Source organism: Acidobacteriota bacterium (genome assembly GCA_016700075.1).
Taxonomy (GTDB): Bacteria; Acidobacteriota; Blastocatellia; order Pyrinomonadales; family Pyrinomonadaceae; genus OLB17.
Genome location: CP065000.1, coordinates 1,609,693 through 1,628,629 on the forward strand (window position 1 = coordinate 1,609,693; position 18,937 = coordinate 1,628,629).

The window sequence follows — 18,937 nt, forward strand, 5'->3', positions numbered from 1 at the left end:
GAGTTGAGAGTTGAAAGTTAAGAGTTGAGAGTGCAAGAATGCAACGCGGTCGGGTTATTCCCCACCGCGAGGCTCTCTCCTTCGATCTCCCCATCTATGTCACCCCTCGGTGATTTCGGCCACAGCGCGGGAAATTTCGCACCGACCATCCCCAAAATGTGCAATAACTCGCATACAAATTAAGCTACCTGAGCCCTATCGAAAGCTTATTTCGTCTCGTTCCAGCGGCTTATAGCAGCCATTTGACGGCACGGTGTTTGCGTTTACCATATCGAACGGCATCTGCCTTGTCTTTTTCCTTAGGAATATGACACTGTACTAACGTGTAAAAATTGCGAGATGTTTGGATAGATTGCCGAATGCTCAGTAGTTATTACCCAGTCGTCCGTCAACCGGGGAGAGCAATATGAAGCAGATAGCACAGCGGTGGTGCCTTTTCATCAAAGGGGAAAGGATCTGGGGAGTTTACAAAAAACTCTTGAAGGGGAAGATGCGGGCCATTTTTCTGACGCTGGCTGCCGGCGTGGTGTCATTTTCCTTGACGACCGTCCCGATCAGGGCCGGCGGCGCAAAATCGGCATTGCCCTTCGGCGTTCCGTGGGTTGGCTATAACGTTGGCTCCAGCGCCTACACGGGCAACCCGGCGCCCTTTGAGCGCGATCCCACCGCTCTCGTCACGGCCGACTTCAACGGCGACGGCGCCCCCGACGTGGCCGTCTCCAACTACGAGTTCGCCTCACCGGGCGGTGGCACCGATGGAACGTCCGGTTTCGTGGTCATTCTCAACGACGGGAACGGAGCCTACGGAACGCCAACGCACTACACGGTCTCGAATAAGGGATGTTGGGACATTGCGGTGGGCGACTTTGACGGCGACGGGGACATCGACATCGTCGTGCCCGTGGCCGACACGTTCTGGGAAACCGGCAACACCGTCGTGCTCTTCCTCAACGACGGCACAGGTGCCTTCCCGAACAAGCGCACGTTCACCGTAGGCGGCGCGGCCCCGACCGGCATCACCGTGGCCGATTTTGACGGCGATGGCCACCTCGATGTGGCGACCTCGAACTTCCAGAACTTCCAGACGGGCGGGAGTGTGTCCGTGCTTAGAGGCGACGGGACCGGGCATTTCGCGTCTCACGTGACCTACCCCGTGGGGGACCGTCCCTTTAAGCTGGCCGCAGGCGACCTCAACGGTGACGGCCGCCCCGAACTCGCGGTGGCCCACAACTGGCAGCAGGTCTCGGTCCTCATCAATAATGGCACCGGCGGCTTCGGCGCGCCGCTCGTTTACGACCAGATCTTCCCGTGGCACGACGCCATGTATTATGGCTCCATCGCTCTCGGTGACAGCGACAACGACGGCGACCTCGACATCTTCTACTCGAACACGGACAGCAAACCAGTCGGCTCCGAAGTGCCGCGGATCGCCCACCTCCGCAACAACGGCGGCACCTTCTCGCGTGCGCCCGACATCATCCTGAACATCTACTCCTCCGGCCCGTCCGACCTCGCCGTGGCCGACTTTGACGGCGACGGGTGGCTGGACGTCGCCGGGCTCAACTTCGACGGACGTGCGACCGACGGGCTGCGGGTGGTCTATAACAACGGTGCGGGTGGGTTTGGCCCGTCCACCATGATCCCCGCCGGGCAGGGCACCTTCGCCCTGGCGGTAGCCGATGTGGATAGCGATGGCTCTCTCGACCTCCTCTCGGCCGACCGGTATTCGATGGCCGTCACTGTCCACAAGAACCCCGGCGATGGTCAGTTCCCCGTTCATTCGCCTCGATACCCCAGCGGCACAGGCACCACGCTTCACCTCGTCGCTGGGGACGTAGACGGTGATGGCGATCTCGACCTCTTCGCCTCGGGTGAGGCTTTCGGCACTCCGGGCGCACTGATCCGTAACAACGGCGATGGTACGTTCGCTGACCCTGTCATCTACACGCACTCCACGGCCTACGGGCGCGGCGTCTCGAACGCCAAGCTCCGCGATCTCAATGGCGACGGTCACCTCGACCTCCTATACAACGACGCCCATACGGACTCCGTAACCGGATACGACTTCTGGGTCGGCCTCAACGATGGCACCGGCACGTTCGGGCCGCTCACGGAGTGGGACCTAAACACCTGCGGCAATGGCGACATCGATGCGATAGACCTCGACAATGACGGCGACCTCGACGTGGTCAACCTCGAACAGCTCGGCTGTGCCGGCGGCAACGATCCTCAGCACATCTTCATCCGCCTCAATAATGGCGACGCAACGTTCCAGCCCGCATACACCATCAACATCGGCCGCATCCCGCGCGACCTCGGCCACGGCGACTTCAACGACGACGGGAACGTCGACCTCGTCACGGCTCACTGGGGCATCAACGGCGCCAATGACTTCATCAACGTCCACCTCGGCAACGGCGACGGGACATTTCAGGAGGCGGTCGTCTACAACGTGGGCCGCGGGCCCCGCTATGTCGTTGTCGCGGACTTCAACGGCGACGGGCATGCGGACTTCGCCACCGCCAACTCATCGAGCGGCAACAGTGGGCGAGAAACGTTGACGGTGATCTTCGGTGTGGGCGACGGCACGTTCACAGGTCGCAGCGACTACTACGCCCCGTACTCACCCGACCTCCAGGGCGTTCAAGGCCTAGAAGTCGGCGACGTGGACGGCGACGGCGACTTCGACCTGATGATGGCCACCGTGGCGGGCGGCATCGCGATGTACTACAACGACGGCGCCGGCAACTTTACCTTTCCCCATCGCCTCGGGGTCTATTGGGGACCGTGGAGCCCCGTCTTCGCGGACTTCGACGGCGACGCTGTGCCGGACCTCGCGATGCTCGTGAGTATGCCGCCGAGCGGGATCGGCCGCGAGATCGCGATCTTGTCTGTGGATCGGCCTCCGACCGCCGCCGTTGTCGATGTGTCCGGTCGCGTGATGACGCCGGACGGCCGCGGATTGCGTAACGCCACAGTGTCGATGACCGGATCTGACGGCGTTACTCGAGTTGCGATCACGTCGAGTTTTGGCTACTACCGCTTCGAGGACCTTCCCGTTGGTGACTCTTACGAAATGAGCGTTAAGTCTCGTAGCTACCGCTTCGTGCCAAGGACTGTTGTCGTGAAAGACACTCTGACAGATGTTGATTTCGTCGGGCTGGAGTGAATCGTCGGGACGCAGGCTGCCTGCGGTCCGACAGAATTGCCCGCTCTTTGAAGCGGGGTATTTTGTTGAAGAACTTGCAGAAGCCCGCGCGTCAGCAAGAGCGATAGCGAACGACCAAAGCATACTAAATGATCACAGGCCTCTTCCGGCGAAGCCGCTCCCGTATGATAACGCTCCGGATATCGCCCTTGCTTACGCGCGGGCCTCTGCAACCTCTGCAGGCTGCCGGCCTGCGGAGCCACCCGCTCACGCGAGTGGTTCTTCCTTTTTGCGGATGTGGATAATCGGCAATCGTCGGCTATTCTAGATGCAAGCCTCTGATGGCGTGGAGGGCGGACTGTGGGAATGCTGATGGATGCAGTTGGCAAGGTATGGCGGATGTTGTCGCCGAGGACACGTGCGCGTGTTACACGATCGGTTCAGCCGAAATTCACCGTCTCTTCCGCTGCGATCGTGCGAAATGACGAGGGAAAGATCCTGCTGCTCGATCATTATTTTCGCCCGGACAAAGGCTGGGGTTTGCCCGGCGGTTTTGTTGAATACGGCGAGACGCCGGAACAGGCCGCCTGCCGCGAGGTCATGGAAGAATCAGGCGTCGAAATATACGATCTGAAGCTGCTGCGTCAGCGAACGGTCGGCAGCCATCTCGAGATCTCGTTCACGGCAAAGGGCCGCGGCGACGGAGCGATCGGAAGCAAGGAAATTCGAGGGATCGGCTGGTTCACGGCTGGCGAACTGCCCGACGGCATATCGGAGGACCTGCGTTCGTTAATAATTTCTACAGAAAACCTGATATGATCGGCTCCGAATTGGAAGCCCCGCAGCGTATCGTTGTATAATTGCGTTTTCTTTAAGGAGAGTTAATTCATGGTTGATCTGGTTCCGACAGCGGATGAGGTAATGAACATCCTCGTTAAAACAGGCGCATACCGCCGCGGACATTTTGTTTACCCTAACGGCAAGCGTGCATCCCATTATTTTCAGATGCCGCTCGCTTTTCGCTATTACGACAACGCAAGAATATTGTCGGTGGGCCTGAGCAGGATGTTTCGTATGGAAAAATCCATTTCGAGCCGGCTGCCTAAGGTTTCGGTCGTCAGTCCGAGCCCCGGCGGCATTATGGTCGCTTTCGGCGTCCGCGAGGCACTGGGGGCAGAGCAGATCTATTGGGCAGAAATGGAAGAGGGCAAGCGGCAGTTTCGCCAATACATCGGCCAGGGCGACGTATATCCCGCGATCATTGTCGATGACATCAATCGTTCAGGCTCGGCCATACGCGAGACGATCCAATTGGTAAAAGATCTTGGCAGCGAGGTCATCGGTATCGGGACCATCGTTAAATTTGATGACGCTCCGAATGAATTCGACGGCATTCCCGCGAAATCTCTGCTCAGTTTTGACGTGAATTTCTACGAGTCGAAGGAAGAGTGGCAAGGCTCGCGAAGCGCGTCCGACGCCAGCGAAGAGACCGTGAGGTTCTAGCTCACATTGCGTGACGATTGGCCAAGGCACGGTCCATCGTCACCTCATCGACAAACTCCAGATCGGATCCGACGGGCATTCCCATCGCGATACGGGACACATAGACGCCGATAGGCTTTATCAGACGGGCGAGGTAATTTGCGGTTGCCTCGCCCTCTGTCGTTGGGTTTGTCGCGATGATTATCTCTTTTACCTCGACGCCTCCGTTATTCTCCGGCCTGAGGCGCGTCAGCAGATTCTTGATCATAAGCTCATCCGGCCCGATGCCGCGCATCGGGGACAACGAACCGTGAAGGATGTGATATAGCCCACGATAGGAACGCGTTTTTTCCACTGCGACGAGATTATAAGGCTCCTCGACCACGCATATGATCGAGCGGTCGCGTTTAACGTTGGAACAATAAAGACACGGATCGACGTCCGTTAGGTTGTTGCATGCGGAACAGAAAACTATCCGCTCTTTGACCTCGCGAAGGGTTTCGGCAAAGCGCTCTACCTCAGCCTCAGGCCGTCGCATTATGTAGAATGCGAGCCGCTGAGCCGACTTTGACCCGATACCGGGAAGCCGTTTGAATTCGTCGATGAGTTTCGCGACGGGTTCTGAATAATCGAGCATAATAAGGGCCGTGTAAGGGACGTAGTATATTACATCAGCCCGGGCGGCAGCATTCCGCCCAATTTGCCCTTAAGCGATTCTTCGACCTTTCGGTGTGCTTCGCCGAGCGCAGCGACCGCAAGGTCCTGCAGCATCTCGACATCGCCGTCCTTCACCAGGTCAGGAGAAAATTCGATGGACATGACCTGAAAATCGCCACGCATCTTTACGTTCACGGCACCGCCGCCGGCCGTCGCTTCAACGACCATTTCCTTCATCTCACGGCTCATTTGCTCCTGCATCGCCTGTGCCTGCTGCATCATCGAATTCAGATCGAGCCCGCCAGGTAATTTCATAAATTTATTCCTTCCTTATCTATCAATCGTAGCGTTTGAGGGCAGCGGTTTGCAAAGAGGGCTATACGCGAAAAAAGTTCTTTCAATTCTGCCGGACTGAGAGTATGATACAGGCGAATCGGCACAAGGGGAGGACTCCACTATGAGCGACGAAAAGGGCAGCGGCATATTCAAGGCGGCGTTGGTTTTGGCGATAGGGTTGATGATCTCTTCGCTGATATTTGGCTGGTTTCACGCCCGTTCGCGGCGCGGCGACGAAGCCATCACCGTCACGGGCTCGGCTAAAAGCCGTATCACGTCAGACCTCGTTGTTTGGAGTGCAGGTATCTCGGCACAGTCTCCGACATTGGCCGACGCGTACCGCCAGCTTGCCGACGGCATCCCTAAGATCAAACAATATCTGCTGGAAAAAGGCATAACGGAAGCTCAGATGGAGGTTTCCGCTATCACGACCACCACGCTCAAACGCCGCGATGCCGACGGCAATGAGACCGGCGAGATCACCGGCTATTCACTTCAGCAGCAGATAGAGGTGCGTTCTAACGACGTTCAGCGTATCGCTCAGATCGCACGTGAATCCACGGAACTGATCAATCAGGGGATACTGATCGAATCGTCCGCGCCGAAATTCTATTACACAAAGATCGGCGACCTGAAAATTGAAATGCTCGGCGAGGCCGCCAAAGACGCAAAAGAGCGTGCCGAAAAGATCGCTGCCAGTACGGGAAACTCCATAGGTGCGGTGCGGTCGGCAAAGATGGGCGTCCTGCAGATAACGGCTGCCGATTCGACCGAAGTTTCCGATTACGGCGTTTACGATACATCGACCATCGAAAAGGACATGACCGCGGTCGTGAATATCAGTTTTGCAGTAAATTGATCTCAATCCATTTTCATTTTCGACGGACGGAATCGCATAAAGACCTGCCAGCCGCCGTGCGTCGTACCACCGTAAACCGGCCGGAGCGGCTCGGGATTGCGGCTGATCGTGAACATCGAACCTATGCCGACATCGAGCCCCTTTCCTGAATAGATATCCCGAATGTAGCCGAGCGAAAATGCACGCAGCCAGAAGCTGTCGTGTTCCAGCGGATGTTCCAGCACGAGTTCGTGACCCTCTTTTTTTACTATCTCGTATCGCGAGAATAGGGCGTTCTTTGCCCAATCATAATTCGCTTCGGCTAGATAGGAATCCGAGCCTTTACCGTTCTTGTGATTGCGTCCCCAAATCAGCGACACGGCGAAATTGCGGTCATTATCTAACGCCTTGTTGAAGACCGCCGACGCCGAGGTCTTTCGCAGGATGCGCACTTCGGGTTCGGCCGGTTCAGGGTCGCGTAAGTAACCGTGCGATACCTGCAACGCCCAATTTCTCGTCGGATTGAACGAAAAGCGGCCGCTGAAAGAATTCAGACGCGGCCTGTCAGGTTTCCAGCGGTTCTCGTCGGGTTCGCGGCCGTTGAAAACGCTCGCCTCAAATTTGGCTTTGCCCAGCGATACGCCGCCGGTCACGACGCCCCACGTAATATGCGTGGCGTCCTGCCAGTGATGAGCAATGGGCGCATCCGGGTTGTTCTTTGCGGAAATTCGGTGCATAAAAACGGGCGGGCCGAGCGCCGGTTCGCCCGGATAACCCGCATAAAGATAAACAGAACGGCCTTTGCCAAAGCGATGCGAAACGGAAACCGCAAGCTCCGAGAAAAGGTCATGCGGGTGCTGGCGGTCGTGGATCGGCCGGCCGTTGTAAAGTTCGCCGCTTTGAAACAAGAGCGGATAGCCCCAGCCTTTTTGAAAAATAGGATCGGCGCTGACCATTGTCCTGAAGCCGAATTGTGTATTGGCATTCAGCGGCTTTGAATACATCAGCATCAGCATCGTCGGGGCATCGGGCCGGCTGCGGCTTCCCTTTCCCGCAACGGAAACGTCGCGTTCGCCGCCGATGCGTGTATAGCGAAGAAACGCCGAGCCCATTACCATGAACATCCCGCCGTCGTCATAGCTTTTCATGTAGCCGTAAACAGGCGACGAGTCCGGATTCCACGCCGTACCCGAAGATTCACGCTCCATCGTGTCGCCGATGTTCATCGTTGAGGGCATCGGTTCCTCAATCGTGGTGTCCGTGCCGGGCAACTGTGTACGTCGATGGCCGTGACGAGCAGTAGTTGCTGACGGCTCGGCTGTTGGTTTTACCCCGACCGCGATGCTGCCCCACATACCGTTCCTGGCGTGGCCGCGGACCGAGCAAAAGTAGCGGGAATTTCCTTTTTGAATCGGTCTTAAGACAAGCTCCTCAGCCTGTATTTCGCCCTCTGCCGATCGGGCCGCAAGCCGAGAGCCGCCGACAGACAAAGTGATATCAGGTGCAAGTGCAAAATCGCCTTCGACAGATCCGAAACGGACATCATGACGCATATCGGCATCAGAATTGACAAACAATATCCTTAAGACCGCACCCTCCGGAACGGCGATCGCGGGATTTTTCAGCCCTTGAATTCGATATGAAAGAGCATCATCGGCGGGGCCGGTAGTAATTACGATACGGATCTCCTTCTGTGTGAAGCTCAAGATACTGCCTTGGACCTTGCCTTGCGTCGCGGCCTTTTCGCGTGCCTCTACCTCAACCGAGGTCATTGTGATCAGCGAACTGCTCTCAAGTGTGAACGGAGACTGTGCCGCAGCACAGCAAGTGAATATTAGAATTGCGAAAATGATGTTAATTTGTCGCGTCATTGATGCTGAAGATCTAAATGGTTGTAAATGCGCAGCCAAACGTTCGAACTATAAACGCTGGAGTTGCCACGCCGGTCAGAGAGAAAGAGGTATTCCCGCTTCCTACGAACCTCGGCCCTAGCCGGATCGATGATGTGAAATTAAGTTTAGACCGCAGGCGGGCCGCGTGAAGGCGCAGTTATCCTTATGCTGCCCGAGAAATGACTTTGATGGGAGAATGAAAAATGCGAATACCGGCTGCGTATGAACCGAGGCGGGTCAGCCTCGAATGGCTCTGCTTCTAATGCCTGATCGCCCGAACGGCCCTTTTGGCTTTTTTCAGACGAACTGCCGAGTATCGATACTTCAGCGCTCGCCGTAAAACAGCCGCAGGGCGTGGTGATGGTGTTTGGTTTAACCGAGGAATAAGTTCCAATTAAGGGGGGTTCGTGAGAGTCGTTATGACAGGAAAGCGATTTATCGCCGCCTGATTGTAGATGCGAACAGGCACTTGCGGAAACGGACGTACACAGCAAAGCCACTAAAACCGCTACGCAGCACGGTATCTGCAATGTCCGTAAGTTTTTCACCGCATCGCGAATCATAATTAAAGAAATGCGCCGCGTCAACCCCGCACGCGGATAGATTGCCGAAATCGCGAAATTATCTATAATAGTATGATGTTTCACGTATGAAAACGTACGTTCTCAAGCGCAGCGAGGGCCAAACGCCCGAAAGATTTGCCCGTTTTAAGAGCGATCTGAACGAGGAGCAGTTTCGCGTCGTCACTGCAAAACCCGGCCCTGCACTCGTCGTCGCGGGTGCGGGAACCGGCAAGACGCGTGCGATCACATACCGCGTTGCGTACCTGATCGAGCAGGGCGTTTCGCCGCAGCGGATACTTCTGGCGACCTTTACGAATCGAGCTGCTCGCGAGATGCTGCGGCGAGTTGAATCGCTGACAGGCTCACAAAATGTGCATCGAACATGGGGCGGCACGTTTCACCGCGTGGCAAATCTGATACTTCGCCGCCACGCCGTCAGCCTCGGCTACGACGCAAATTACTCGATCCTCGACAGCGAGGACGCGCGTGCTTTCATCAACGTCTGCATCGACGAGGCCGCCATCGACACCAAGAAAAAGCGTTTTCCAAAGGCCGAGGTCATACAGTCGATGATCTCGTACGCGAACAACACCGATAAGCCCATTGATGACATCATTATCGAAAAATATCCGCAGTTTCATCCGCTCACCGCACAGATCCGCCGCGTCGATGTAATGTATCGATCAAGAAAGCTCGAGCGGAACGTGATGGACTACGACGACCTGCTGCTTAACTGGAAAAAGCTGCTGGTGGAACACGCAGATATTGCCGCACTTTACGCGGAGCAGTTTCAGCACATTTTGGTCGATGAATATCAAGACACGAACAAGCTGCAGGCGGAGATAATCGACCTTCTCGCCGTCAAGCATCGCAACGTAATGGTCGTCGGCGACGATGCGCAGAGCATTTTCGCTTGGCGCGGAGCGGAGTTTACCAATATCTACGAATTTCCGCAGCGTTATCCTGAAGCGGCGATCTATAAGCTCGAGACCAACTACCGCTCGACACCCGAAATACTCGGCCTAGCAAATACGTCGATCGCCTGTAACCGCAAACAGTTCCCCAAGATGCTGACCGCGGTGCGGCGTTCGCGTGAATTCCTGCCGGCGTTGGTTCCCTGCTCCGATGTCGATCAGCAGTCGGTCTTTGTCGCGTCGCGCATTCTCGAACTCCGCGACGAAGGCACCAATCTCAACGACATCGCGGTGATGTACCGGTCCCATTACCATTCCATCGAACTGCAGTTGGAATTGACACGCCGCGGCATTCCGTACCGCGTGCAATCGGGCGTCAGGTTCTTTGAACAGGCACACATAAAGGATGTCATTTCGTATCTTCGCATCGTCGTAAATCCGCGCGATGAGCTTTCGTGGAAACGCGTGCTAAAGATGATCCCCGGCGTCGGCAACGCCACGGCGAACCGCGTTTACGAGGCGATCGCGTTGACGGACAAGGCCGGCACGACTGGTTTCGAGTTGGAAGTTCGCAACCTGCGTGAGCAGAAATTCGGCCGTATGGGCTCGGACGCGTGGCGTGCATTTCTGGATCTTCTTACATCTCTGACCAACGACGAGAACCGCGACAAGCCCGGCAAACAGATCGAGATTGTGCTCGGCGGCGGTTACGAGCAATACCTTGCAGAAAATTATGAGAACGCCGAACAGCGTACCGAAGACCTTCGCGGACTGGCGGCGTACGCTTCTCGATATACCTCGACAGCGGAATTTCTTTCGGAACTGGCACTGCTTTCAACCGAGCGTTTCGATCAGCCGCAGCCGCTCGTCGGCGAGGACGTCATTCACGGCGGTGAGGACGACGAACTGCTGACGCTCACTTCGGTGCATCAGGCGAAGGGCCTGGAGTGGAAAGCCGTCTTCATAATTTGGGCCGCGGAGGGCAAATTCCCCTCGCCCCGCAGCCTGCGAGAGATAGACAGCGAAGAGGAAGAGCGCCGCCTGTGGTACGTCGCTCTGACGCGTGCGAAAGATGAACTTTATCTGACATATCCGCTGCTGATGACGGATTTCAACCGCCAGACAATACTGCAAAAACCGTCGCGATTCATCACCGAATGCCCGCCCGAACTATACGAGATATGGAACCTGGAAGAGCCCGCTATCGACGCACCGCCGATGATCGCGGACGCCGCCGGCACCGAATACATAAATTAAGCGAAAAAACTTTTCGCCCGCGATGCAACTATCAACGAAACTCGCCGCATCTAGGCACTAGAAGTCACAACTTTCCCCGGAACATTTCCATTTAGCTGGTGTCTAAGTCATTGGACGCGTTGGGTTTACATCGTGTCCGCGGAGGGTGAACTATGTCCGGAAAACGATTTGCCGACTCGCTGAGGGTCGCTACGCCTTGTAATGAAGATTGGGAACAGATGAGCGGCAACGACGTCGTCAGGCTCTGTTCGCACTGCTCGAAACACGTCAATTTTGTCTCGCAAATGACCGAGAAACAGGCCCGCCGATTGGTTCGTAACAGCGGCGGGGAGCTCTGTGTGCGTTACGTCGCCGATCCTGTGTCGAAGCGGCCGCTCTTTGCCGAGCAGCTCGTGAACATCACGCGAAAACGCACCCGTGCGGCGGCGGGTGCTTTTTCGACGCTGCTCGCATTTGCAACGCAGCTTCCCGCACAGCAAACGCCCGCCGAACGCCCCGCAGTTGCTGAATCGCAGCGGCGGGAAGCATCGCCTGCCGTATCTAGCGGCATTAGTGCGGCATCGGGAGCGAGGGTCTCGGGCACCGTCACAGATCCGAACGGTGCGGTCATTCCCGGTGCTGCGGTTCGGCTCGTTCTGTTGGAATCCGGGCAGGAGCGAAATACCGTGTCCAATGACGAAGGGCACTATGCTTTCGAAATGGTGGCTCCCGGCCGGTACATGCTTGAATCGAGCTCGCCGGGATTTCGCACCTATTCCGAGACCATCGTTATTCGCGAGGCGGAAACGACAAAGAACGACGCCGAAATGGACATCGAACCGATAAATGTCTTTGTAGATGTTGTTAACGAGATCAAGCTGGATGTTGGTGATCTAGTTGTCATGACGGGAGCCGTCGCCGTTACGATCGAATACACCACCCCGCTAGGCAAAGCGGTCGCGGACGAAGATATTGATGAGGTGCTCGCTTTGCTGAACGCGGGCGAGCGGCCCGACGATAGTGAAGGTGATGCTCGCGGCATAACGCCGCTGTTCATTGCGGTGGGCGACGGGAATTTAGAGATCGCGCGTGCGTTGCTCGATTTCGGAGCGGACGTCAATTTCACGACCGGCAGGGGCCGAACGCCGCTGATGCAGATCGACGATGACGCCACGCCGGAGCTGGTCTCGCTTTTGCTTTCATACAAGGCTCGCGTAAACGTATCTGACGAGGACGGCGACACACCGCTGATCCTTGCCGCGGGCGAGGTGGAGGACGAAGTCCTGAAACTACTGATCAAAGCAGGTGCCGACGTCAACGCCTCAAATAAAAAAGGCATGACCGCGCTGATGCGTGCAGCGTGGGACGAAGATGTCGAGCACGTTCGGATGCTGCTCGCCGCGGGTGCCGAAGTGAACGCAAAGAACGACGAAGGCGAGACAGCCTGGGATCTGGCGGCAGAGGGTGAGGTCGTCAAACTGATCGAAAGCTACGGCGGCCGCTCCGGCGATCCGGAGAAGAAAGCCAAGCCACAGGGCGATGGCGACGGAGAAGATGAGGATACTCGAAATTAGGTTTTAGGTTATTGCCTTTACTTTGCGGTCCTTTGCGTCTTGGCGGCTTTGCGGGAGGGTTTTACCGCAGAGACGCGTAGACGCAGAGAATACTGGGAATAGTAAAGAACCAGGTGTATCGACCGCTTCCTCGGTTTTTCGTGTCTTTCGCGTGTTTCGCGGGCAAACTAATTGACGTTCTGAGCAGGACGTAATTACAATGTAATTATGAAAGCTCAGATCATACAGATCGGAAACTCTCAGGGCCTGCGTCTGCCAAAAATGATGCTCGAAGAAAGCGGCATTTCCGGCGAGGTGGATCTGGAACTCCGCGATGAAGGCATCCTGATAAAACGCTCCGGAAAACCGCGTGAAGGCTGGGACGCCGCATTTCGCAGCATCGCCGAAAATGACGACGAGCTGACCGCCGACGGTTCGAACGATTTTGACCGGAGGCAATGGCAATGGTAAAGCGTTTCGAGGCCTATCTGCTGAATCTCGACGATGAGGTTTCAGACGATCCGAAAAATACCCGTCCATGCGTTGTCATCTCGCCCGACGAGATGAACGAGCATTTGGAACACGTCATCATCGCACCCGTTTCAACCTATCGGGGAGATTTCCCTACGCGCATCGCCGTCGAGCTGCTAAAAAGCAAACGCTCCATCATCCTCGACCAGCTTCGAGCCGTCGATAAGGCACGCCTCGTGAAAAAGATCGGCGACATCGATGCCGCCACGCAGAAAATTGTCATCGAAAGACTACAGGAGCTTTTTGCGGAGTGAGCGGTTCTGGTCCCCGATAATAGCCGCTAAGACGCTGAGGAACGCAATGTTTTCGCTTCATTCCACAGTGCGTCCATTTCTTCTAAAGAGGCGTCTTCGACAGTGCGGCCGCCGGCTTTCAGTTTGTCCTCAATATATTTAAAACGCTCGCGGAATTTGCGGTTCGTGCGTTTGAGTGCGGTCTCGGGCTCGACATCGAGATGGCGTGCGAGATTCACAACCGCAAAGAGCAGATCGCCGATCTCGCCCTCGATATCTTTGGAATCGCCGCTGCTGACGGCGTCGCGGAGTTCGTGGGTTTCTTCGGATATTTTATCGAATATCTGATCCGCGTTTTCCCAATCGAAACCAACTTTTGCGGCCTTTTTGGTTACTTTCAACGCTTCGAGCAGGCCGGGAAAATGTACGGGCACATCGTCGAGCAGCGAATCCTTTGTTTTCTCGGCCTTGCCGGACGCCGCGCGTTCATCTGCTTTCAGTTTGTCCCAATTATCGAGAACATCTTGGGCACGCGAGAGCTTTTTGTCGCCGAAGACGTGCGGATGCCGCAGGACGAGCTTCTGCGCGGTGCCGCGGCTGACGTCGTCGATGGTGAACTCACCGCGTTCCTTGCCGATGGTCGAGTGAAAAACGACCTGCAGCAGCAGATCGCCGAGCTCCTCTTTTAGATGCTCGACGTCTCCGGTCGATTCGGCATGCTGGATCGCATCGAATGTCTCATACGCCTCTTCGAGCAGATACTGCGACAGCGACGCGTACGTCTGTTCGGCATCCCAAGGGCAGCCGCCAGGCGCACGCAAACGCTCCATCACAGCGACGAGTTCATCAAAAGCTTCGGACATAGGACAATTAGAAACGAGCTTTGCTGCGTAGTCAATGGAGCAATATTCTCCGACGAAAAGTGTAGAGTTTCGGTGAATAGTGAATTGACTTATCACTTCTCACTTGTCCCTATCTGCTGAAGATTAACTGCCTTTCGCGAAAATGGTAGAATCCTTTGATAGATATGATAGGCAGAGACGAAGACCAGGAAGAAGTAACGTTCAAGGTAGCGGACAGGCGCAAATTCAACGCTGACGGTTCGCTGAAAGAGGGTGTTGAGATCGTCCCGGAACCGAAACCCGAGCCGAAGCCGGAACCGAGGGCTGAATCAAGCGAGCCCGAGCAGAAACTATCCGAAGATCAGCCGAAAGATGCACCTCAGGAAAGTGCGGCCGCAGAAGACGAGATACCGGGAGCTGATGATCCCGCGAGTTTTATCAATTTCCTCTCAACCCTGGCGACCAATGCCGCCGCGTCGCTCGGGGCGATGCCGCATCCCGCGACGGGACAGGTTTCGCTCGACCTGGACGGTGCGAAATACTGGCTCGACATTCTGGCGATGCTGAAAGAAAAGACCAAAGGTAATCTGCACCCCAAGGAAGAAAAGCTCTTTGAAGGCCTGCTCCGCGATATGCGTATGCAGTATGTGCACCTCGTTCGGGCGACCGAGGAAAAGCTGAAAGCACAAGCCGCGGCGAAATTTACCGGCGACGATATTCTGGGGAGAAAGAAATAGCCACCGAGCACACAGAGGTCACAGAGGCAAAGACATTTGGGTAACTGAGCAATTTGCGCGAGAAAAAGGGTGTTCCTAGCCGTAATCAAGGGCTTGCTTCCTGCCATTTCTCCGTGCTCTCTGTGTTCTCTGTGTTCTCTGTGGTGAAATAATTATCATGAAGCTCACGTTTCTGGGAACAGGTACATCTACGGGAGTGCCCTCGATAGGGTGCCGCTGCGAGACGTGCGTTTCGACCGATCCCAGAGACAAGCGGCTACGTGTTTCCGTGCTGGTCGAACACGCGGATAAAAAGATCCTCGTCGATACGTCGATCGATTTTCGCCAGCAGGCGTTGCGTGCCGGCATCGATCGGCTCGATGCGGTTCTATTGACGCATTGCCACGTCGATCACGTTTTCGGGCTCGACGATATACGGCCGTTGAATTTCCGACATGGCGCGATGGGCGTTTATGCTAATGAGATCGCGTGGACCGACCTGCGTCGGATATTCAAATACATCTTTGAACCGTCTCATTTCGGCGGCGGGTTGCCGCAATTGATCCCGCACACGGTCGAGCCGCTTTCGCCATTCTGCATCGGCGATCGGATCGAGGTGACGCCGATCGAGGTCATCCATGGCAAACTGCCCGTCATCGCCTATCGATTCAACGACATCGCCTATGCGACCGACCTCAAGGTGATCCCGCCTGAGTCGATGGACGCCCTACGTGATCTCGACGTGCTGGTGCTGGATTGCGTCCGTATAAAACCGCACACCACACACCTTTGTCTCGACGAAGCCCTTGCCTACATCGCCGACCTCAAACCCCGCCGAGCATACCTCACCCACCTCAACCACGACATCCTCCACGCCCGCGACACCAAACTGCTCCCCGACAACGTCCGCTTCGCCCACGACGAACTGGTCGTTGAGTGCTGATCATCGGCACTGTTGCAAAAGCCCATGCGTAAGCAAGGGCGATATCCGGAACTCTGCTCGGACTACAATAACATCTTGATCGCAAAAGGCTTTTTGGATCTATTAAGGTTCGCTACCGCCTTGCTTACGCGCGGGCTTCTCCGTGTCCTATTCGGGCAAAATAGCCGCCGCTTCTGAAGAACTCTTAACCGACATTTCAGCTAAATCATTGTGCTTAAATGCGTTACGCGGATGTTACGCGGTGATTTAGGCGGAACATTAGGCATCGCGCCGTAAATGTTGAAATGATTGGCTTTAGCGAGGGGCGTGAAAATTTAACACAAACCACTATATTTTGTGTTGACAAAGCATTTCTGACACAATATAGTCTATATCCACGCAGGGAAAATTTCGGCCGCTCGGCCGGGTCAACCTCCTGCAAATTACACAAAAAGGCCATTTGGAAAAGATGTCCCCCTCAGAAAACATCTGCTACGGGGTCGGAGGATTTTCTCTCTCATTTTGGCCTTTGAGATTGAAAAATTCGAAATACGCCGCGATGCTCTGACGTGCGTTTCACCACAGAGCCCACAGAGAGCACAGAGAATACGAAGCACCTCGTCTCTGAGGGTCGCAGGGTCTGAAAAACTATGGATACCTTTGTCTCTACTCAAAATGCAGCAGCCCGCCGAGCTGAAGATTCAACCCAGACATCGATGCAGGTCCGCAAGCGGAACGGTTCGCTCGAGCCCGTCGATATAAATAAGATCGTTCGGGCTATCTCACGCTGTACGACGAATCTGCCGAGCGTTGACGTTATGCGCATCGCAACCAAGACCATCAGCGGGCTGTATGACGGAGCGACGACAAAGGAACTGGACAAGCTGTCGATACAGACGGCGGCGAGCCTGATATTCGAAGAGCCCGAATATTCACGGATGGCCGCACGGCTGCTGAACCAATACATCGAGAAAGAGGTGCGAAATCAGGAGATACATTCTTTCTCGCAAAGTATCGCATTCGGCTATAAGGAAGGCCTCGTGAACGAACGCGTGATGCAGTTCGTCACCGAAAACAGCCGCAAGCTGAACGACGCTCTGGATCCGACGCGGAATGAGCTGTTCGAGTTTTTCGGCCTAAGGACTCTATATGATCGATATTTGCTAAAGAATCCGACGACACGCGACGTCATCGAATCGCCGCAGTGTTTCTGGATGCGGGTGGCGTGCGGCCTGGCAGAAAGCCCGCACGAGGCGATCGATCTTTACGATCTGTTCTCGTCGCTGGAATACGTGCCTTCGACGCCGACTCTGTTCAATTCCGGAACGAAGCACGAGCAGCTTTCGAGCTGTTTCCTGCTCGATTCGCCGCAGGACAGCCTCGACAGCATATATAAGAAGTATTCCGACGTCGCGATGCTATCGAAATTCTCAGGCGGCATCGGCATCGCGTATCACCGCGTGCGTTCGCAAGGTTCGCTGATCCGCGGCACGAACGGCCATTCGAACGGCATCGTGCCTTGGCTGAAAACGCTGGATTCATCGGTCGCCGCCGTGAATCAGGGCGGCAAACGCAAAGGCGCATGCTGCGTCTATCTGGAAACGTGGCACGCCGACATCGACGATTTTCTCGAACTTCGCGACAACACCGGCGACGAAGCACGCCGCACGCACAACCTGAACATCGCGAACTGGATTCCGGACCTTTTCATGAAACGCGTTCAGGCGGACGGCGTTTGGTCGCTGTTCGATCCGAAGGTCGTGCCGCACTTCCCCGACCTTTTTGGCGAGGAATTTGAGGCGGCATACACAAAGGCCGAGGAAGAAGGGCTGTTTGTCCGCCAGGTTCCTGCACGCGACCTGTACGCCAAGATGATGCGTACGATGGCACAGACCGGCAACGGCTGGATGACCTTTAAGGACGCGTCGAACCGCAAATCGAATCAGACCGCACGGCCCGAGAATGTCGTGCACCTGTCAAACCTCTGCACAGAGATCATCGAGGTCACCAGCGATAATGAGACCGCTGTCTGCAACTTGGGTTCGATCAACGCAGCACGGTACGTCAAAGACGGTGCTTTCGATTACGACAAGCTTCGACGCAACGTCCGCCTCGCCGTTCGCCAGCTCGACAAGGTCATCGATCTGAATTATTACGCCATTCCGTCCACGTCGCAGTCGAACAACCGCTGGCGGAATATCGGGCTTGGACTGATGGGATTGCAGGACGTTTTCTTTCAGATGCGTCTGCCGTTCGACTCGGACGAGGCGAAAGCGATATCGGCGAAAATTCAAGAAGAGATCTATTTCGCGGCTCTTGACGCCTCGAGCGACCTTGCAGTGGAACGAGGAGCACACCCGGCATTTCTCGAAACACGTGCCGCAAAGGGCGATCTGCAGTTCGACCTGTGGGGCGTAACGCCCGATGATATGCCGCGTTGGGACGCTCTGCGTGAAAAGATCAAACAGACAGGCCTTCGCAATTCGCTGATGATCGCGATCGCACCGACGGCCACCATCGCATCGATCGCCGGCTGTTACGAATGTATCGAGCCGCAGGTATCCAATCTGTTCAAACGCGAGACGCTGTCGGGCGACTTCGTACAGATCAACAAATATCTGGTCAACGAGCTGAAAGGCGCCGGACTCTGGACAGACGCCATCCGTAACAAGATCAAACTGGCCGAAGGTTCGGTTCAGGATATCGAGGAGTTTTCGCCCGAGCTTAAGGCGATATACAGAACAGCGTGGGAAATACCCATGCGATCCTTGATCGACATGATGGCAGACCGCGGCGCCTACATCGACCAGTCAGCGTCGCTCAACCTGTTCATGGAAAGCCCGACCATCGGTAAGCTGTCGTCCATGTATATGTATGCATGGCAAAAGGGCCTGAAAACAACGTATTACCTGCGATCGCGGCCCGCGACACGAATCGCCCAGGTCGCCGCCGGTGAAACCGTAGCGGCCGCCGAGCCGAAGAAACAATATACGGACGACGAGGCACTCGCATGCTCGCTTGAGAATCCCGAGGCGTGTGAAGCGTGTCAGTGAACCTGAAAAGGAGAGTTAACT

At 55.8% G+C, this 18,937-nt stretch carries 15 protein-coding genes; 11 read left to right on the forward strand and 4 right to left on the reverse strand.

Features of this window, described 5'->3' with window-relative positions; translation table 11 throughout:
- Positions 1-406 precede the first annotated feature (406 nt).
- The 3 genes from IPM50_07210 (at position 407) to IPM50_07220 (ending at position 4,651) form a co-directional block, all read left to right on the forward strand.
- Positions 407-3,169, forward strand: a complete 2,763-nt coding sequence (locus IPM50_07210) for a VCBS repeat-containing protein (protein ID QQS34345.1) — start codon at positions 407-409, stop codon at positions 3,167-3,169.
- Positions 3,170-3,514: 345 nt separating this feature from the next.
- Positions 3,515-3,967 carry an NUDIX hydrolase gene (locus IPM50_07215; GenBank protein QQS34346.1) on the forward strand — a complete coding sequence of 151 codons (453 nt, stop codon included), beginning with the start codon at positions 3,515-3,517 and terminating at the stop codon, positions 3,965-3,967.
- A gap of 69 nt (positions 3,968-4,036) precedes the next feature.
- Positions 4,037-4,651 (forward strand): phosphoribosyltransferase, encoded by a 615-nt coding sequence (locus IPM50_07220; GenBank protein ID QQS34347.1) that lies wholly within the window; start codon positions 4,037-4,039, stop codon positions 4,649-4,651.
- A gap of 1 nt (position 4,652) precedes the next feature.
- Here IPM50_07220 and recR read toward each other — a convergent pair whose 3' ends face one another.
- Together recR and IPM50_07230 are read right to left on the reverse strand one after the other, a co-directional pair.
- Positions 4,653-5,267, reverse strand: a complete 615-nt coding sequence (gene recR, locus IPM50_07225; GenBank protein QQS34348.1) for a recombination protein RecR — start codon at positions 5,265-5,267, stop codon at positions 4,653-4,655.
- A gap of 29 nt (positions 5,268-5,296) precedes the next feature.
- The gene (locus IPM50_07230) at positions 5,297-5,602 is read right to left on the reverse strand and encodes a YbaB/EbfC family nucleoid-associated protein (GenBank protein QQS34349.1); all 306 of its coding nucleotides are present in this window, start codon (positions 5,600-5,602) and stop codon (positions 5,297-5,299) included.
- A 142-nt stretch (positions 5,603-5,744) separates the two neighbouring features.
- Here IPM50_07230 and IPM50_07235 point away from each other — a divergent pair, with 142 nt between their 5' ends.
- Positions 5,745-6,482, forward strand: coding sequence for an SIMPL domain-containing protein (locus IPM50_07235; protein QQS34350.1), 738 nt, complete (start codon positions 5,745-5,747; stop codon positions 6,480-6,482).
- Positions 6,483-6,484: 2 nt separating this feature from the next.
- On the opposite strand, the gene IPM50_07240 is transcribed toward IPM50_07235, so the two are convergent.
- Entirely contained in the window at positions 6,485-8,332 is a 1,848-nt protein-coding gene (locus IPM50_07240; protein ID QQS34351.1) for a hypothetical protein, read from the reverse strand.
- A 670-nt stretch (positions 8,333-9,002) separates the two neighbouring features.
- Between IPM50_07240 and IPM50_07245 the strand changes: the two genes are divergently transcribed.
- The 4 genes from IPM50_07245 to IPM50_07260 all read left to right on the forward strand — a co-directional run bounded on the left by IPM50_07245 (position 9,003) and on the right by IPM50_07260 (position 13,404).
- Positions 9,003-11,087 (forward strand): ATP-dependent helicase, encoded by a 2,085-nt coding sequence (locus tag IPM50_07245; protein ID QQS34352.1) that lies wholly within the window; start codon positions 9,003-9,005, stop codon positions 11,085-11,087.
- 152 nt (positions 11,088-11,239) lie between these two features.
- The gene (locus IPM50_07250) at positions 11,240-12,640 is read left to right on the forward strand and encodes an ankyrin repeat domain-containing protein (protein QQS34353.1); all 1,401 of its coding nucleotides are present in this window, start codon (positions 11,240-11,242) and stop codon (positions 12,638-12,640) included.
- A gap of 207 nt (positions 12,641-12,847) precedes the next feature.
- Positions 12,848-13,090 carry an AbrB/MazE/SpoVT family DNA-binding domain-containing protein gene (locus IPM50_07255; GenBank protein ID QQS34354.1) on the forward strand — a complete coding sequence of 81 codons (243 nt, stop codon included), beginning with the start codon at positions 12,848-12,850 and terminating at the stop codon, positions 13,088-13,090.
- On the forward strand, positions 13,078-13,404 hold the full coding sequence (locus tag IPM50_07260) for a type II toxin-antitoxin system PemK/MazF family toxin (GenBank protein ID QQS34355.1): 327 nt from the start codon (positions 13,078-13,080) through the stop codon (positions 13,402-13,404). Before IPM50_07255 ends, IPM50_07260 begins: the two co-directional genes overlap by 13 nt.
- A gap of 26 nt (positions 13,405-13,430) precedes the next feature.
- Here IPM50_07260 and mazG read toward each other — a convergent pair whose 3' ends face one another.
- Positions 13,431-14,246, reverse strand: coding sequence for a nucleoside triphosphate pyrophosphohydrolase (mazG, locus tag IPM50_07265; GenBank protein QQS34356.1), 816 nt, complete (start codon positions 14,244-14,246; stop codon positions 13,431-13,433).
- Positions 14,247-14,410: 164 nt separating this feature from the next.
- Here mazG and IPM50_07270 point away from each other — a divergent pair, with 164 nt between their 5' ends.
- The 3 genes from IPM50_07270 to IPM50_07280 all read left to right on the forward strand — a co-directional run bounded on the left by IPM50_07270 (position 14,411) and on the right by IPM50_07280 (position 18,916).
- Positions 14,411-14,962, forward strand: a complete 552-nt coding sequence (locus tag IPM50_07270) for a DUF1844 domain-containing protein (GenBank protein ID QQS34357.1) — start codon at positions 14,411-14,413, stop codon at positions 14,960-14,962.
- 157 nt (positions 14,963-15,119) lie between these two features.
- Positions 15,120-15,884 carry an MBL fold metallo-hydrolase gene (locus tag IPM50_07275; GenBank protein ID QQS34358.1) on the forward strand — a complete coding sequence of 255 codons (765 nt, stop codon included), beginning with the start codon at positions 15,120-15,122 and terminating at the stop codon, positions 15,882-15,884.
- Between the two features lie 695 nt (positions 15,885-16,579).
- Positions 16,580-18,916 (forward strand): ribonucleoside-diphosphate reductase subunit alpha, encoded by a 2,337-nt coding sequence (locus tag IPM50_07280; GenBank protein ID QQS34483.1) that lies wholly within the window; start codon positions 16,580-16,582, stop codon positions 18,914-18,916.
- Positions 18,917-18,937: the final 21 nt, after the last annotated feature.

Bases quoted from the DNA above. Each gene is read 5' to 3' on its own strand.
- IPM50_07210 (QQS34345.1), top strand. From the start codon at position 407: ATGAAGCAGATAGCACAGCGGTGGTGCCTTTTCATCAAAGGGGAAAGG.
- IPM50_07215 (QQS34346.1), top strand. From the start codon at position 3,515: ATGCTGATGGATGCAGTTGGCAAGGTATGGCGGATGTTGTCGCCGAGG.
- IPM50_07220 (QQS34347.1), top strand. From the start codon at position 4,037: ATGGTTGATCTGGTTCCGACAGCGGATGAGGTAATGAACATCCTCGTT.
- recR (QQS34348.1), bottom strand. From the start codon at position 5,267: ATGCTCGATTATTCAGAACCCGTCGCGAAACTCATCGACGAATTCAAA.
- IPM50_07230 (QQS34349.1), bottom strand. From the start codon at position 5,602: ATGAAATTACCTGGCGGGCTCGATCTGAATTCGATGATGCAGCAGGCA.
- IPM50_07235 (QQS34350.1), top strand. From the start codon at position 5,745: ATGAGCGACGAAAAGGGCAGCGGCATATTCAAGGCGGCGTTGGTTTTG.
- IPM50_07240 (QQS34351.1), bottom strand. From the start codon at position 8,332: ATGACGCGACAAATTAACATCATTTTCGCAATTCTAATATTCACTTGC.
- IPM50_07245 (QQS34352.1), top strand. From the start codon at position 9,003: ATGAAAACGTACGTTCTCAAGCGCAGCGAGGGCCAAACGCCCGAAAGA.
- IPM50_07250 (QQS34353.1), top strand. From the start codon at position 11,240: ATGTCCGGAAAACGATTTGCCGACTCGCTGAGGGTCGCTACGCCTTGT.
- IPM50_07255 (QQS34354.1), top strand. From the start codon at position 12,848: ATGAAAGCTCAGATCATACAGATCGGAAACTCTCAGGGCCTGCGTCTG.
- IPM50_07260 (QQS34355.1), top strand. From the start codon at position 13,078: ATGGCAATGGTAAAGCGTTTCGAGGCCTATCTGCTGAATCTCGACGAT.
- mazG (QQS34356.1), bottom strand. From the start codon at position 14,246: ATGTCCGAAGCTTTTGATGAACTCGTCGCTGTGATGGAGCGTTTGCGT.
- IPM50_07270 (QQS34357.1), top strand. From the start codon at position 14,411: ATGATAGGCAGAGACGAAGACCAGGAAGAAGTAACGTTCAAGGTAGCG.
- IPM50_07275 (QQS34358.1), top strand. From the start codon at position 15,120: ATGAAGCTCACGTTTCTGGGAACAGGTACATCTACGGGAGTGCCCTCG.
- IPM50_07280 (QQS34483.1), top strand. From the start codon at position 16,580: ATGCAGGTCCGCAAGCGGAACGGTTCGCTCGAGCCCGTCGATATAAAT.